Below are 13,789 nucleotides of genomic sequence, written 5' to 3' on the forward strand. Positions count from 1 at the left end.
TGCGAGGAGTGCCACCCATGAGCGGCATCAACGACCCCCGTCTCAAGGCCGAAGAGCTCACCGTCGAGCCGCTGGCCGCCATCGACCACGACGTGAAGGTGCTCGGCTCGAAGAGCTACACCAACCGGCAGATCGCCGTCGCCGCCCTGTCCGGCAAGGAAGGCGTGATCGACGGGGCGCTGATCTCCGACGACACCATCTTCTTCACCAAGGCCGTCGAGTCCTTCGGGCACGTCAGCGCCGAGATCGACCACGAGGCCGCGCGCATCTCCTTCACCCCGACCGGCAAGCCGATGACGGCCCCGCGGGAGGAGATCTTCGTCGGGGGCGCCGGCACCCCGCTGCGCTTCCTCATCTCCATGGCGGGCCTCGCCGAGGGCACCACCACCATCACCGGCAACGCCCGCATGCAGGAGCGCCCGTTCGGCGACCTGCTCGCCGCCCTCCCCGGCCTCGGCGTCGAGGCGGTCGCGGTGCGCGGCAACGGCTCCCCGCCGGTCCGCGTCACCGGCGGCAACTTCGCCGGCGGAAAAACAAAGATCTCCGGCGCCGTCTCCAGCCAGTACACCTCCTCGCTCCTCATCAGCTCCGTGCTCGCGAAGCAGGACACCGAGATCGAGATCGTCGACGAACTGGTCTCCAAGCCGTACGTCGAGATGACCCTCGCCACCCTCGCCGAGCACGGCATCACCGTCGAGCGCGACGGCTACCGCTGGTTCAAGGTGCCCGCCGGCCAGTCCTTCAAGGGCGGCCACGCGGTCGTCGAGCCGGACGCCTCGGGCCTGTCGTACTTCATCGCCGCCGCCGCGATCCTCGGCGGCCGGGTCACCATCCCCGGCATCGGCTCCACCTCCCACCAGGGCGACGTCGGCCTGGTCGAGGTCCTCGGCCGGATGGGCGCCCACACCGAGGTCGGCGAGAACTCGGTCACCGTCAAGGGCGGGCAGCTGCGGGGCATCGAGGTCGACATGGACGCCATGCCCGACGTCGTCCCCTCGCTCGCGGCCGTCGCCGCCTTCGCGGAGGGCCCCACCCACATCACGAACATCGCCAGCCTCCGGGTCAAGGAGTGCGACCGCATCGCGGCCGTCACCACCGAGCTGCGCAAGATGGGCGTCGAGGTCGACGAGTACGACGACGCCATGACCGTCCACGGCGGCCCCTCGCACGGCGCGGTCATCGACACCTACGACGACCACCGCATCGCCATGACCTTCGCGATCATGGGCCTGCGCACCCCGGGCGTCGTCATCAAGGACCCCGGCTGCGTCGCCAAGTCCTTCCCCGCCTTCTGGCAGACCCTGGACACCCTGCGATGACCGAGACCACCGGCACGAACCCCGGCATCCTGCTCGTCCTGGACGGCTGGGGCCACGCCGAACCGGGGGCCGGCAACGCCCTCGCGGTCGCGGAGACCCCCGTCCTGGACGGCATCCGCACCAAGTACCCCGCCACGCTCGTCGAAGCCTCGGGCGAGCACGTCGGCCTGCTGCCCGGCACGGTCGGCAACTCCGAGATCGGCCACATGGTCATCGGCGCCGGCCGCCCCCTGGACTACGACAGCGTCCTCGTCCAGCGGCAGATCGACACCGGCGGGCTGCGCGACAACCCGCGCCTCACCGAGGCGCTCGACGCCCTCGCGGCCGGCGGCGGCGCCCTGCACCTGATCGGGCTGGTCTCCGACGGGCAGATCCACGCCCACGTCGACCACCTCCACGAGCTGCTCTCCATCGCCGCCGCCCGGGGCGTGGAGCGGGTCTGGGTGCACGCCGTCACCGACGGGCGGGACGTCGCCGACCGGACGGCCGGGCACTACCTCGGACGGGTCGAGGAGTTCTTCGCCACGACCGGCGTCGGCCGCCTGGCCACGGTCTCCGGCCGCGGCTACGCCCTCGACAAGAGCGGCGACCTGGAACTGACCGCCAAGGTCACCCAGGCGGTCGCCGACGGCGACGGCGCCCTGGCTCGTGACTACGTCCAGGTCCTGGCGGGCGCCGGCGACGGCGACGTCTGGGTCACGCCGACCGTCCTCACCGACGCCGCCGGCGAACCGCTGGCGACGGTCCGGGACGGGGACGCGATCCTGTTCGCCAACTTCCGCAGCGACCGCATCCAGCAGCTCGCCGACGACCTGGTCAAGCACCTGGCCGAGAGCGACGTGCGGATCCTCTCCCTCACCCAGTACGCCACCACGGCGGACATCCCCGCCCTGGTCGGCCGCGCCGACGCCTCCGGGGGTCTCGCGGACCAGCTGGAGGCGCACGGCCTGCGGTCCGTGCGGGTCGCGGAGCAGGAGAAGTTCGAGCACGTCACCTACTACCTGAACGGGCGCGACGAGCGGCGCCGGGAGGTCGAGGAGCACGTCCGGATCACCTCGGACGAGGCGCCCGGGTACACCGCCCGGCCCGAGATGAACCTCGACCGGGTCGCCGACGCGGTGATCGAGGCCGCCGGCCGGTCCGACGTCGCCCTCGTGGCGGCCAACCTCGCCAACATCGACGTCGTCGGCCACACCGGCGACCACGACGCCACCGTGAAGGCCGCCGAGTACACCGACGGCCAGGTCGACCGGATCCTGACGGCCGCCGCCGCGACCGGACGCTGGGTGGTCCTGGTCGGCGACCACGGGAACGCCGAGCGGATGTCCAAGCCCGGCCCGGACGGCACCCCGCTCCCGTACGGCGGGCACACCACCAACCCGGTCCCCGCGGTCGTCGTCCCGGCACCCGGCCAGGTCCTGCCCGACGCCCTCCGCGACGGCGGCAGCCTCGCCGACATCGCGCCCACCGTGCTCGCCCTGCTGGGCCGCCCGAACGGCCCGGCCATGACCGGACGGAGTCTGCTGTGACCCTCGCGCCCCCGCTCGCCCAGACCACCACCCCGGGTGGTGTCCGCTTCGCCGGCGCCTACGCCGACGGCGCCGTCCGTCACGAGCCGGACGCGGGCCCCACGCTGACCGCCGAGGTCCTCGCCAGCGCCGACGGCTCCGCCCACGTGCTGACCGTCACCAACCTCACCTCCGAGGCGCAGGAGCTGCTTCCCGAGCCACTGCTGCCGCCCGGCGACGGACCGCTGCTGTTCCTCGGCGGCGCGTCCACCACCGCCGAACGCGACGGACGGCTCGTCGCCCGCCTCGCCCCCCACGGGTTCGTCCGCCTCGGGCGCGCCCTCGACACCGACCAGGAGACCGCATCATGACCACCGTCACCGGACCCCGCCCCCGCGTGGCGCTGATCGGCGACCACGGCAAGTCCCCCGCCCACGCCCGCCTCGACGGCTTCCGCGCCGAGCTGGAGGTGGACACCGTCTGGGTGCCCACCGAGACGATCACCGGCCCGGAGTCCTTCGACGGCTTCGACGGCCTCTGGGTCGTGCCCGGCTCCCCGTACGAGAACAAGGACGGCGTCCTCGCCGCCGCCCGGCACGCCCGCGAGAACGGCATCCCGTACCTGGGCACCTGCGGCGGCTTCCAGCACGCGCTGATCGAGTACGCCCGCACGGTCGCCGGCCTCACCGACGCCGACGACGTCCAGTACGACCCCGAGGCCGCCACCCCGCTGATCGTGCCGCTCACCTGCTGCCTCGCCGGCGAGCAGGCGCCCCTGCTGCTGACCGCCGGCAGCCGGCTCGCCGCGGTCTACGACGGCGCCGAGCGCTCGACGGAGACGTACCACTGCAAGTACGGCCTGAACGCGGAGTTCGTCGAGCTGCTCACCGGCGCGGGCGTGCTGTTCAGCGGATGGGACGAGGAAGGCGCCCCGCGGGCCGCCGAGGTGCCCGGGCACCCGTTCTTCATCGGCACCCTGTTCCAGCCCGAGCTGGTCTCCGGGCCCGGCAGCGTCCACCGGCTGATCACGGCCTTCACGGCCGAGGTGAGCGCGCGGGCGGCCGTCGCCGTCTGAGGTGGTGCGCCGGCGCACAGCAGTCATCGCCGGAGGCGGTACGCCCGGCGCGGGTGGTTCACGCCTCCGCCGGACCCTCGCCGTCACCCCAGATCAGCGTGTCGAGCACCGCACGGTGCTCGGGCCGGACCGCGTACCAGGCCCAGGTGCCGCGCTTCCTGCGGCTCACCAGACCGGTGTCCACCAGGATCTTCATGTGGTAGCTGACGGTCGACTGGGCGAGGTCCAGCAGCGGCGTCATGTCGCACACGCACGCCTCGCCCTCCGGCGCCGCCAGCAGGACGCTGAGGATCTGCAGCCGGGTCGGATCGGCGATGCCCTTCACGCTCCGGGCCAGCGCCTCCGCCTTCTCCCTTGACAGCGGGTTCACTTCGAGAGGTGGCCCGCAGGTCGGATCCTCGTCGACGAAGGGCAGCAACCCCGAGCGATGGCCGGTCGCTTGTTCTGCTGGCATGACGATCACCCTATGTCGGCCCGGCCGACCACCTGAGTCACCTCAGGCGAGTTCACCGACTGTTCGCCTTTCATTCAGCGGAAGTCCGGCCAGTCCCCCGCACCTCTCCCTTCCTTCCCCACCACCGCAAAGGCACCGCCATGTCTGTCACCTCCACCGAACTCCGAATCAGCGCGACGCTCTTCACCGGACGTCGTGTCCGTCGGGGAGCGGCCGCCTCCGCCGGTCTCCTCCTCGCCGCCGCCCTCACCGGCTGCGCCGGCTCGGCGAAGGCCGACACCGGGGCCCTCCAGGCCAGCGGCTCCACCACGGTCGCCCCGGTCGCCTCCGACGCCGCCGAGGCGCTGAAGGCGAAGGGCCTGAACGTCACCGTCGCCACCCAGGGCGGCTCCGCCGGCGGCATCTCCCAGCTCGGCACCGGCCAGATCGAGATCGCGCTGAGCTCCAAGCCGCTCGCCGACAAGGACCACAAGGCCTACCCGGACGCCGACTTCGTGATCACCCAGATCGGCGCGGACGCGGTCGGCGTCATCATCACCAAGGAGGTCGCCGACGGCGGGGTGAAGAGCCTGTCCAAGGCGCAGGTGCAGGGCCTGTTCGAGGGCAGGATCTCCAACTGGAAGGAGGTCGGAGGCCCCGATCTCCAGGTCTTCGTCTACGACAAGGAGCCCGGCCGCGGCACCCGCGAGGTCCTCGACAAGTTCGTCTACGGCAAGGGTGAGCCGCCGGCCCCGCCGCAGTCCGCGAACTACGCGGTCGTCGGCGGCAACACCGAGACCCGCAACAAGTTGAAGTCCACCCGGGGTTCCATCGCTCCGCTGTCGACCGGCTTCATCGACGGCCACTCCGACCTGGTCGCCGTGCCCCTGGACGGCATCGCCCCCACCATGGCCAACGTCGCCTCCGGCAAGTACCCGATGACCCGCCCGCTGTACATGATCACCAACGGGCAGCCGAAGGGTGCGACCAAGCAGTACATCGACTACATCCTGTCGGCCGAGGGCCAGAAGCTGCTGCCCAAGCACGGCTACCTCACCCGCCAGCAGATGGGCCTCTGACATGAGCCTCACCCTGGAGCGCCCCGCCAAGGCGCCCGCAGCCACCGAGAGGAGGCCGCCCGAGAAGGGCGGCCGCCCCGGCCGGGCGAGATGGGTCTGGGGCTGGGCCTACAGCGGCGTCCTGTCCGTCGTCCTCGCCCTCGCGGTCCTGGTCGGCTACCTGGCCGACGGCATCGCGAGCGGCACGGTCGACTGGGGAGCCCTGCTCGGCGACTCGGTCTGGAGCCCGGGCAACCTCGCCTTCGGCGGGCTCGCCATGATCTACGGCTCGGCGGTCGTCTGCGTCCTCGCCCTGGTCCTCGCCGTGCCCGTGGGCTGGGCCGCTGCCGTCGCCCTCTCCGAGTACCTGCCGCCCCGCCTCGCCAAGCCGCTGCGCCTGAGCATCGAACTCCTGGCAGCGGTTCCCTCCATCGTCTACGGCCTCATCGGCATCATGGTGATCCGGCCGTTCGTCGCCGGCCTCGGCAATGTGCCGGGCGGGGACAGCATCCTCGCCGCCGGCATCGTCCTCGCCGTGATGATCATGCCGACGATCGTCGCGGTCAGCGTCGACGCGCTGGCCGCCGTCCCCGGCCGCTACCGGGAGGCCGCGTACTCCCTCGGCCTGACCCGCCGCGAGGTCGTCCGCTCCGCCGTACTCCCCCAGGCCCGGTCCGGCATGCGCGCCGGCGTCCTGCTCGGACTGGCCCGGGCACTCGGCGAAGCCATCGCGGTCTTCATGGTCATCGGCCGCGCCGACGGACGGCTCCCGGAGTCCTTCGGGGACTTCTTCTCCTCCCTCGTACGCCCCGGTCAGACGCTCACCACCAAGCTGGCCGGCCCCGAGCCGATGCTCGCGGGCACCTCCGGCCCGTACTTCGCCGCCCTGTGCGGACTCGGCATCATCCTGCTGGCCCTGGTCGCCGCCGCGACCGTCTGGGGCACCCGCGGATCCACGTCCCGGGCGGGGCACGGTCCCCGCGTCCCGCGAGCCTCCGCGTGGATGCGCGGCCCCAAGGACCGACTGACCACGGCCGTCCGGTACGGAGCCCTGCTGCTGCCGACCGCCCTCCTGCTCGGCATGCTCGGCATCCTGCTCGCGCGGGGCGGGGCCGCCCTCAACCCGGCCTTCTGGTTCACCCCCTCCGCCGGCGCCGCCGACGGAGGCATCCGCGACCAGATCGTCGGCACGCTCCTGCTCCTCGCCACCACGGCCCTGATCGCACTGCCGCTCGGCTACGGAGCGGGCATCGTCATCGGCACGCGTGCCTCCGCCAAGACCTCCCGGATACTGGAGACGCTGACCGTGGCGGTCGGCGGAACACCCACCATCCTCCTCGGCCTGGCCGGATACGTCCTCCTCTGCACGACCATGGGCTGGGGCCGGTCCTGGCTCGCCGGAGCCGTCGTCCTGGTCCCCGTCGTGGTGCCGGTCGTCGCCCTCACCACCGCGGGACGCGTCCGCGGGATGCCGGGCGAACTCACCGAGAGCGCCTTCGCGCTGGGGCTGACACGGTCCCAGTACATCCGCTCCGTGGTCATCCCCTACACGTGGCCGGCCACGCTCACCGGCCTCCTCCTCGGACTTGCCCGCGCGGCCGGCGAGACGGCGCCCCTGATCTTCACCGCCACGGTGTTCTTCGGGGCCCCCGCCCTGCCGACCGGCGTCGTCAACGCCCCCGTCCAAGCCCTGCCCACGCACATCTTCACCCTGTCTCAGGACTCCGGCGCCCCCGAGGCGATCGCCCAGGCGTGGGGCAGCGCCCTCGTCCTGGTCCTGATCACGGCGGGACTCCTCACCCTGGCCGTCTTCCTGCGCAACCGATTCGAAGGAGCACGACGTTGGACAACGTGACGACGGGGAACGCGTCCCCGGAGAACGTGATCGCCGTCCGCGGCCTGCGGGTCCTCGACGGAAAGAAGACCTTGGTCGGGCCGGTCACCTTCGAGCTGCCCGCCGGCTCCACCACCGGCCTGTGCGGCCCTTCCGGCGCCGGCAAGTCCACGGTGCTGCGCGCCCTGGTCGACCTCCTCCCGCACGGACTGCGGCGGGACGGCGAGGTGGACGTGCAGGGGCGCACGGTCTGCTGCGGGAAGGGGGACGCGACCCTGCGGAGCACGGTCGTCCTGGTGCCGCAGACGCCGGTGGTCTTCGGCGGAAGCATCATGGACAACGCCCTGTTCGGCCTCCGCCACCTGGTCCGCGCCTCGCGGACGGAGCTGCGGGACCGGATGGAGAAGGCGCTGCGGGAGTCGGGCCTGTGGAACGAGGTCCGCGACCGGCTCGACACCCCGGCGCACTCCCTCTCCAACGGCCAGCGGCAGCGGCTGTGCCTGGCCCGGGCCCTCGCCCTGGAGCCGGCGGCGCTCCTGCTGGACGAGCCGACCAGCGCCCTGGACGAGCGCAGCCGTGACACGGTCGAGGAGTCGGTGGCGGCGCTGCGAGGCAACCGTACGGTGCTGCTCGTGTCGCACGACCCGGGTCAGGTGGAGCGGCTCTGCGACCGTACGGTCAAGCTGGAGCTGCCGGAGGCGGCCGCGCTGGTGACCGCCTCCTGAGTCCCGCATGGCGCATGTCGTCGAACGGGCCCGGTCCGTCGTGAGGAAGGCACGACGGACCGGGCCCGCCGTCTGTTCAGCCGGCGCTGACGAGCCCGGTCTCCGCGGCCGGTTCCGCGTCACGGAGGGCCGCGAGGTACCGCTCGGCGTCGAGGGCGGCGGCGCAGCCGGAGCCCGCGGCCGTGATGGCCTGGCGGTAGATGTGGTCGACCACGTCGCCGGCGCCGAAGACACCCGGGAGGCTCGTACGGGTCGTCGGGGACTGCGTCTTCAGGTAGCCGTCGTCGTCGAGTTCGAGCTGGTCGGCGAAGAGTTCGGTGCGCGGGTCGTGGCCGATGGCGATGAACAGGCCGGTCGCGTCCAGCTCGCGGGTGTCGCCCGTCAGGACGTCCCGCAGGACGACGCCGGACAGCATGCCGTTCTCGGACTTGATCTCGGCGATCTCGCTGTCGAAGGCGAAGGAGATCTTGTCCTCGGCGAAGGCGCGGTTCTGCATGGTCTTGGAGGCGCGCAGGGTGGAGCGGCGGTGGACGACGGTGACCGAACGGGCGAAGCGGGTGAGGAAGGTGGCCTCCTCCATGGCGGTGTCACCGCCGCCGACCACGATGATGTCGCGGTCACGGAAGAAGAAGCCGTCGCAGGTGGCACACCAGGAGACGCCGCGGCCCGACAGCTCGTCCTCCTGGGGGAGGCCGAGCTTGCGGTAGCCGGAGCCGGTGGCGATGATCACGGTCTTGGCGCGGTGGACGGTGCCGGCGGAGTCGGTGAGGAGCTTGATGTCACCGGCGAGATCGACGGAGACGATGTCGTCGTCGATCATCTCGGCGCCGAACCTGACCGCCTGGGCCCGCATGTTCTCCATGAGGTCCGGGCCGTCGATGCCCTGCGGGAAGCCGGGGAAGTTCTCGACCTCGGTGGTGGTGGTGAGCGAACCGCCGACGAATATGGAGCTGCCGAAGAGCAGTGGCTTGAGCTGGGCGCGGGCCGTGTAGAGCGCGGCGGTGTACCCGGCGGGGCCGGAGCCGATGATGATGACCTCGCGGACGTCGTCCTGGGCGCCGGTCGGGGTCGTGGCGGTCGTCATGGTGAGGTCAGTTCTCCTGCTTCTCGGCGTTCTTGGAGTCGATCTTCGCGATGAGGCCCTCGATGAGCCCCTTGATCTCGTCCCGGATGGGACGGACGGCCTCGACCCCCTGGCCGGCCGGGTCCTCCAGGACCCAGTCGAGGTAGGTCTTGCCGGGGAAGTACGGGCAGGCGTCGCCGCAGCCCATGGTGATGATGTAGTCCGACGCCCGGGCGGCCTCGACGGTCAGGACCTTCGGCTGCTGGTCGGAGATGTCGATGCCGAGCTCGGCCATGGCGGCCACGGCGGACGGGTTGACCTGGTCGCCGGGGAGCGAGCCGGCGGACCGAACCTCGACGCGGTCACCCGCCAGGTGGCGGAGGAATCCGGCGGCCATCTGGGAGCGGCCCGCGTTGTGGACGCAGACGAACAGGACGGACGCGAGCGGGGAGTCGGACATCGGTTCTTCCTTCACGGCAAGCAGCTGTCAGCCTGGGCTGGCATCAGCCATCAGTGATGTGAGAGTATCAGCCCATGCTGACGTCAGTCGACACTGAGTTGATGCGAGTCCTGGCCGACCCGCTCAGGCTCCGGATCGTGACCCTGCTCGCCCGCGAGACCCTGTGCACCACGCACCTGGTGGAGGAGACAGGGGCCAGACAGACCAACCTCTCCAACCACCTCAAGGTGCTGCGGGAGGCCGGGGTCGTGGAGACCGAGCCGTGCGGCCGGTTCACGTACTACCGACTGAAGCCCGAGGTCCTCGACTCGCTCGCCGCGCGGTTCGCCGGCCTCGCCGAGACCGCCCGCGCCCACGCCGACACCAAGAGGTCCTGCCCGTGACCCCCGCCGCCGCCGTGACCACGAGCACCGAGAAGTCCGTGGTCGCGAAGCTGTCGACCCTCGACCGCTTCCTCGCCGTCTGGATCCTCCTGGCCATGGGCCTCGGCCTCGGGCTCGGGCGGCTGGTCCCCGGCCTGAACGACGCTCTCGCCAAGGTCGAGATCGGCGGCATCTCGCTGCCGATCGCCGTCGGCCTGCTGATCATGATGTACCCGGTCCTCGCCAAGGTCCGCTACGACCGCCTCGACGCGGTCACCGGCGACAAGAAGCTCATGGTGTCGTCGCTGGTGATCAACTGGGTCCTCGGCCCGGCGATCATGTTCGCGCTCGCCTGGACCTTCCTGCCGGACCTGCCCGAGTACCGCACCGGGCTGATCATCGTCGGCCTGGCCCGCTGCATCGCCATGGTCATCATCTGGAACGACCTCGCCTGCGGCGACCGCGAGGCGGCGGCCGTCCTGGTGGCGCTGAACTCGGTCTTCCAGGTCATCGCGTTCGGCCTGCTGGGCTGGTTCTACCTCGACCTGCTCCCGGGCCGGCTGGGCCTGGGCGAGGGCGAGTCCCTGGACATCTCCCTGTGGAAGATCGCGCTGAACGTGGTCATCTTCCTCGGCGTCCCGCTGCTGGCCGGGTTCCTCACCCGCCGCGTCGGCGAGAAGAGGCTGGGCCGGGAGTCGTACGAGGCGAAGTTCCTGCCGAAGATCGGCCCGTGGGCCCTCTACGGCCTGCTCTTCACCATCGTGATCCTCTTCGCCCTCCAGGGGAAGACGATCACGTCCCAGCCGCTCGACGTCGCCCGCATCGCGCTCCCCCTCCTCGTCTACTTCGCGATCATGTGGTTCGGCACCTTCGCGCTCGGCAAGGCCATCGGCCTGAACTACGACCGCACGGCGACCCTCGCCTTCACGGCGGCCGGCAACAACTTCGAACTCGCCATCGCCGTCGCCATCGCCACCTTCGGCGTCACCTCCGGCCAGGCCCTGTCCGGCGTCGTCGGCCCCTTGATCGAGGTCCCGGTCCTCGTCGCCCTGGTCTACGTGTCGCTGGCCTGGCGCAGGAAGTTCGCCCCCACCCAGCAGTAGGCGTCGTCACGCGCCACCACCAGGTGCCCCGCCCGCCGATCGGGCCGGGGCACCGTCGTCGAGAAGGGAAACCCGGGCATGCCCCAGCACCAGACCGCCGACGCCGACGCCGACGTCGTCGTCATCGGCGGAGGCCAGGCGGGCCTCGCAGCCGGCTACCACCTGCGCCGGGCCGGCCTGGACTTCGTGATCCTGGACGCCGAAACGGCCCCCGGCGGCGCCTGGCAGCACACCTGGGACTCCCTCCACCTCTTCTCCCCCGCCGCGTACTCGTCCCTCCCCGGCCGCCTGATGCCCCCGCAACCGGGCGAGACCTACCCCGACGCCGCGCACGTCGTCACGTACCTCACCGACTACGAACAGCGCTACGACCTCCCGGTCCACCGCGCCGTACGCGTCTCCGGCGTCCACCGCGACGGCGAACGCCTGCGCGTCGAGACCGACTCCGGCATCTGGCGGGCCCGCGCGGTCATCAGCGCGACGGGCACCTGGTCCCGCCCTTTCATCCCGGCCGTCCCCGGCCGCACCGAGTTCCAGGGAACCCAGCTCCACACCGTGGAGTACCGACGGCCCTCCGACTTCGCCGGGCGAAAGGTGATCGTGGTCGGCGGCGGCAACTCCGGCGCCCAGATCGCCGCCGACCTGGCTGACGGCTCCGACCTGACCTGGGTCACCCTCCGCGAACCCCGCTACCTCGCCGACGACATCGACGGCCGCGCCCTCTTCGACCACGCCACCGCACGCCGCAAGGCCCTCGACGAAGGCCGCACCGACACCGGCGGCGTCGCCTCCCTCGGCGACATCGTCGCCGTCCCCCCGGTCCGCGCCGCCCGCGACGCCGGACTCCTCAAGCCCCAGCCCATGTTCACCCGGCTCACCGCGGCCGGCGTGGATTGGCCCGACGGCACGAGGGCGGACGCCGACGCGATCATCTGGTGCACCGGCTTCCGCCCCGCCCTCGCCCACCTCGCCCCGCTCGGCCTGCGCGGCCCCCGCGGCCACATCCCCACCGCCGGCACCCAGGCCCTCGCCGACCCCCGCCTCCACCTCCTCGGCTACGGCGACTGGACCGGCCCCGCCTCCGCCACCCTCATCGGCGTCGGCCGCCCCGCCCGCGACGCGGCCCGCGCGATCGCCGAGCTCCTGCGCCAGCGGTTCGACGGCGCCTGAATCGAGGAAGCCGGACCGACCGACGCGTCGGGCGATTCCGGCTGCTCCGCTGCGTGCGCCACACTGAGGAGACGCAAGAAGTCGACCCCGCGATGCTCCAGCAGCGTACGGACACCCACCGACGTGAAGGGGCGTCATTTCCCGGCGCCCCCACGTCCCCGCGCACGCGCTGGGCACGGGACGTGCGCGGTACTGGGGCGCGTGTCGAAAGTCCCGCCTGCCCTTCGGGCAGACGACGCTCCTTTCGGCACACTCCCTAGCCGACGGCCTGGCTGCGGCGTTCCAGCAGCACCGTGTCCCGCCAGCGGCCGTGGTGGCGGCCGACGCGCTCGCGCCGGCCGATGACGCGGAAGCCCGCGCGCCTGTGGAGGGCGAGGCTGGCGGTGTTCTCGGGGAAGATTCCGGACTGGATCGTCCAGATCCCGGCCGCTTCGGTGGAGTCGATCAGGGCCGTCAGGAGCGCGTGGGCGACGCCGCGACCGCGGGCCTCGGGGTGGACGTACACCGAGTGCTCGACCACGCCCGCGTACACGCGGCGGTCGGAGACGGCGGAGGCAGCCGTCCAGCCTAGCACGCCGGCCTCGCCGAGGGCGACGAAGCGGTGCGCGGGCAGTCTGCCCGCGTCGAAGACCTCCCACGTCGGGGCGGCGGTCTCGAACGTGGCGTCGCCCTCGTCGATCCCCGCCTGGTAGATCGCCAGGACCTGCTCGGCGTGGTCCGCGGTCATCGGTGCCACGGCGAACTCGGCACCCGTCTCGCGGGAGGGCCCGCCCACGATCGCCCGGACCGCGTGCGGGAACGCCGTCAGGCAAGCGGGGTTCACGGAGCACAGGGTGGACGTGCCCTGCTTCTCGGAGAGGACGAACCGGGCCTCGGTCAGGATCCTCAGGTGGTGGGAGACGGTCGACTGACCGATCTCCACCTGGGCGACCAGCTCGCCCACGGCCATCGGCCGCCCCGCCCTGGCGAGGAGGCGCAGCAGCCGTACGCGGGTGGGGTCGCCGAGCGCGGCGAACCACGCGGCGTAGGTCCGGGCCTGCTCTTCGGTGATCAACTCGGGCTTCTCCATCGAAGATCCACGATATGAGATGGAAGCATCCTTGGCCAGAGCCTCGCCTCCCTGCGAGGATCGCCCGCCATGGACTACACCCTGCACCGCGTACAGGCGGAGGACTGGCCGGCGTACCGGGCGATGCGCCTGCAGATGATCCGGGACACCCCGCTCGCCTACCTGGAGACGATCGACGACGCCCTCGGCCACCCCGACTCCGAGTGGCGGTTCCGCACGACCCGGTCCGCGAGCCCCGGCAACATCGGCGTCGCGGCCGTCGGCCCCGACGGCGCGTGGGTCGGGGTCATGAACGGCTTCCTGCCCGCGCGGGACACGGCCAAGCTCGTCGGCGTCTGGCTGCACCCGGACCACCGGGGCCCGGCCGGCGGCGTGGCGGCGCTCATGCTGGACGAGGTCGTGCGCTGGGCGCGCGAGGAAACGGCGGCCGAGCGCCTCGTTCTCCTCGTCCACGAGGAGAACCGCCGGGCCATCGCCTTCTACCGGCGCAGCGGCTTCGTCCCGACCGGCCACGAGGAGCCGTACCCGCTGAACGAGAGCCAGCGAGAGCTGGAGATGACACTTCCGCTGCGCGTCCTCTAGGGCGCGCTGCCGAGAGTCCCGCCTGCCC

The 13,789-nt window shown here is 72.0% G+C and carries 15 protein-coding genes and 1 pseudogene; 11 read left to right on the forward strand and 5 right to left on the reverse strand.

From position 1 onward, the window contains the following. Window positions 1–17: 17 nt before the first annotated feature. From aroA to ESG85_RS13490, 4 genes are read left to right on the forward strand one after another with little or no spacing between them, the layout of a single operon-like run. Entirely contained in the window at window positions 18–1,319 is a 1,302-nt protein-coding gene (gene aroA, locus ESG85_RS13475) for a 3-phosphoshikimate 1-carboxyvinyltransferase (RefSeq protein ID WP_128978885.1), read from the forward strand. Then, the gene (gpmI, locus tag ESG85_RS13480) at window positions 1,316–2,848 is read left to right on the forward strand and encodes a 2,3-bisphosphoglycerate-independent phosphoglycerate mutase (RefSeq protein WP_128978887.1); all 1,533 of its coding nucleotides are present in this window, start codon (window positions 1,316–1,318) and stop codon (window positions 2,846–2,848) included. Before aroA ends, gpmI begins: the two co-directional genes overlap by 4 nt. Continuing rightward, window positions 2,845–3,198 (forward strand): hypothetical protein, encoded by a 354-nt coding sequence (locus tag ESG85_RS13485; protein ID WP_128978889.1) that lies wholly within the window; start codon window positions 2,845–2,847, stop codon window positions 3,196–3,198. The genes gpmI and ESG85_RS13485 overlap by 4 nt, the downstream gene beginning before the upstream one ends. Continuing rightward, window positions 3,195–3,902: a glutamine amidotransferase-related protein gene (locus ESG85_RS13490; protein ID WP_128978891.1), complete on the forward strand. Its 708-nt coding sequence runs from the start codon at window positions 3,195–3,197 to the stop codon at window positions 3,900–3,902. Before ESG85_RS13485 ends, ESG85_RS13490 begins: the two co-directional genes overlap by 4 nt. Window positions 3,903–3,960: 58 nt before the next feature. On the opposite strand, the gene ESG85_RS13495 is transcribed toward ESG85_RS13490, so the two are convergent. Continuing rightward, window positions 3,961–4,356 (reverse strand): ArsR/SmtB family transcription factor, encoded by a 396-nt coding sequence (locus ESG85_RS13495; RefSeq protein ID WP_128978893.1) that lies wholly within the window; start codon window positions 4,354–4,356, stop codon window positions 3,961–3,963. Window positions 4,357–4,496: 140 nt separating this feature from the next. Here ESG85_RS13495 and ESG85_RS13500 point away from each other — a divergent pair, with 140 nt between their 5' ends. From ESG85_RS13500 to ESG85_RS13510, 3 genes are read left to right on the forward strand one after another with little or no spacing between them, the layout of a single operon-like run. Beyond that, window positions 4,497–5,414 carry a phosphate ABC transporter substrate-binding protein gene (locus tag ESG85_RS13500; protein ID WP_128978895.1) on the forward strand — a complete coding sequence of 306 codons (918 nt, stop codon included), beginning with the start codon at window positions 4,497–4,499 and terminating at the stop codon, window positions 5,412–5,414. Window position 5,415: 1 nt separating this feature from the next. Next, window positions 5,416–7,248, forward strand: a complete 1,833-nt coding sequence (gene pstC / locus ESG85_RS13505) for a phosphate ABC transporter permease subunit PstC (RefSeq protein ID WP_128978898.1) — start codon at window positions 5,416–5,418, stop codon at window positions 7,246–7,248. Then, window positions 7,236–7,952 (forward strand): ATP-binding cassette domain-containing protein, encoded by a 717-nt coding sequence (locus tag ESG85_RS13510; protein ID WP_309549244.1) that lies wholly within the window; start codon window positions 7,236–7,238, stop codon window positions 7,950–7,952. The genes pstC and ESG85_RS13510 overlap by 13 nt, the downstream gene beginning before the upstream one ends. A gap of 76 nt (window positions 7,953–8,028) precedes the next feature. Here ESG85_RS13510 and trxB read toward each other — a convergent pair whose 3' ends face one another. Both trxB and ESG85_RS13520 read right to left on the reverse strand, forming a co-directional pair. Continuing rightward, complete coding sequence (gene trxB / locus ESG85_RS13515; RefSeq protein WP_128978900.1) at window positions 8,029–9,036, reverse strand: thioredoxin-disulfide reductase; 1,008 nt, start codon at window positions 9,034–9,036, stop codon at window positions 8,029–8,031. Window positions 9,037–9,043: 7 nt separating this feature from the next. Continuing rightward, on the reverse strand, window positions 9,044–9,475 hold the full coding sequence (locus ESG85_RS13520) for an arsenate reductase ArsC (RefSeq protein WP_128978902.1): 432 nt from the start codon (window positions 9,473–9,475) through the stop codon (window positions 9,044–9,046). A gap of 74 nt (window positions 9,476–9,549) precedes the next feature. Between ESG85_RS13520 and ESG85_RS13525 the strand changes: the two genes are divergently transcribed. The 3 genes from ESG85_RS13525 (at window position 9,550) to ESG85_RS13535 (ending at window position 12,110) form a co-directional block, all read left to right on the forward strand. Then, window positions 9,550–9,858, forward strand: coding sequence for an ArsR/SmtB family transcription factor (locus ESG85_RS13525; RefSeq protein WP_128978904.1), 309 nt, complete (start codon window positions 9,550–9,552; stop codon window positions 9,856–9,858). Further along, a complete protein-coding gene (arsB, locus tag ESG85_RS13530; RefSeq protein ID WP_128978907.1) occupies window positions 9,855–10,940 on the forward strand; it encodes an ACR3 family arsenite efflux transporter in 1,086 nt (361 codons plus the stop codon). Before ESG85_RS13525 ends, arsB begins: the two co-directional genes overlap by 4 nt. A 78-nt stretch (window positions 10,941–11,018) precedes the next feature. Then, window positions 11,019–12,110, forward strand: a complete 1,092-nt coding sequence (locus ESG85_RS13535; protein WP_128978909.1) for an ArsO family NAD(P)H-dependent flavin-containing monooxygenase — start codon at window positions 11,019–11,021, stop codon at window positions 12,108–12,110. A gap of 256 nt (window positions 12,111–12,366) precedes the next feature. On the opposite strand, the gene ESG85_RS35475 is transcribed toward ESG85_RS13535, so the two are convergent. Beyond that, window positions 12,367–12,837 (reverse strand): GNAT family N-acetyltransferase, encoded by a 471-nt coding sequence (locus ESG85_RS35475; protein WP_219825189.1) that lies wholly within the window; start codon window positions 12,835–12,837, stop codon window positions 12,367–12,369. 87 nt (window positions 12,838–12,924) lie between these two features. Then, window positions 12,925–13,179, reverse strand: a pseudogene (locus ESG85_RS35480) (ArsR/SmtB family transcription factor); the annotation flags it as partial. Between the two features lie 69 nt (window positions 13,180–13,248). On the opposite strand from ESG85_RS35480, the gene ESG85_RS13545 reads away from it, so the two are divergent. Beyond that, window positions 13,249–13,761 carry a GNAT family N-acetyltransferase gene (locus ESG85_RS13545; RefSeq protein WP_128978913.1) on the forward strand — a complete coding sequence of 171 codons (513 nt, stop codon included), beginning with the start codon at window positions 13,249–13,251 and terminating at the stop codon, window positions 13,759–13,761. Window positions 13,762–13,789 lie beyond the last annotated feature (28 nt).

The sequence above is a fragment of the Streptomyces roseicoloratus genome (assembly GCF_004117935.1).
Taxonomy (GTDB): domain Bacteria; phylum Actinomycetota; class Actinomycetes; order Streptomycetales; family Streptomycetaceae; genus Streptomyces; species Streptomyces roseicoloratus.

Coding starts and splice junctions, on each gene's coding strand:
- aroA (WP_128978885.1), top strand. CDS start 18: ATGAGCGGCATCAACGACCCCCGTCTCAAGGCCGAAGAGCTCACCGTC.
- gpmI (WP_128978887.1), top strand. CDS start 1,316: ATGACCGAGACCACCGGCACGAACCCCGGCATCCTGCTCGTCCTGGAC.
- ESG85_RS13490 (WP_128978891.1), top strand. CDS start 3,195: ATGACCACCGTCACCGGACCCCGCCCCCGCGTGGCGCTGATCGGCGAC.
- ESG85_RS13495 (WP_128978893.1), bottom strand. CDS start 4,356: ATGCCAGCAGAACAAGCGACCGGCCATCGCTCGGGGTTGCTGCCCTTC.
- ESG85_RS13500 (WP_128978895.1), top strand. CDS start 4,497: ATGTCTGTCACCTCCACCGAACTCCGAATCAGCGCGACGCTCTTCACC.
- pstC (WP_128978898.1), top strand. CDS start 5,416: ATGAGCCTCACCCTGGAGCGCCCCGCCAAGGCGCCCGCAGCCACCGAG.
- trxB (WP_128978900.1), bottom strand. CDS start 9,036: ATGACGACCGCCACGACCCCGACCGGCGCCCAGGACGACGTCCGCGAG.
- ESG85_RS13520 (WP_128978902.1), bottom strand. CDS start 9,475: ATGTCCGACTCCCCGCTCGCGTCCGTCCTGTTCGTCTGCGTCCACAAC.
- ESG85_RS13525 (WP_128978904.1), top strand. CDS start 9,550: ATGCTGACGTCAGTCGACACTGAGTTGATGCGAGTCCTGGCCGACCCG.
- ESG85_RS13535 (WP_128978909.1), top strand. CDS start 11,019: ATGCCCCAGCACCAGACCGCCGACGCCGACGCCGACGTCGTCGTCATC.
- ESG85_RS35475 (WP_219825189.1), bottom strand. CDS start 12,837: ATGACCGCGGACCACGCCGAGCAGGTCCTGGCGATCTACCAGGCGGGG.
- ESG85_RS13545 (WP_128978913.1), top strand. CDS start 13,249: ATGGACTACACCCTGCACCGCGTACAGGCGGAGGACTGGCCGGCGTAC.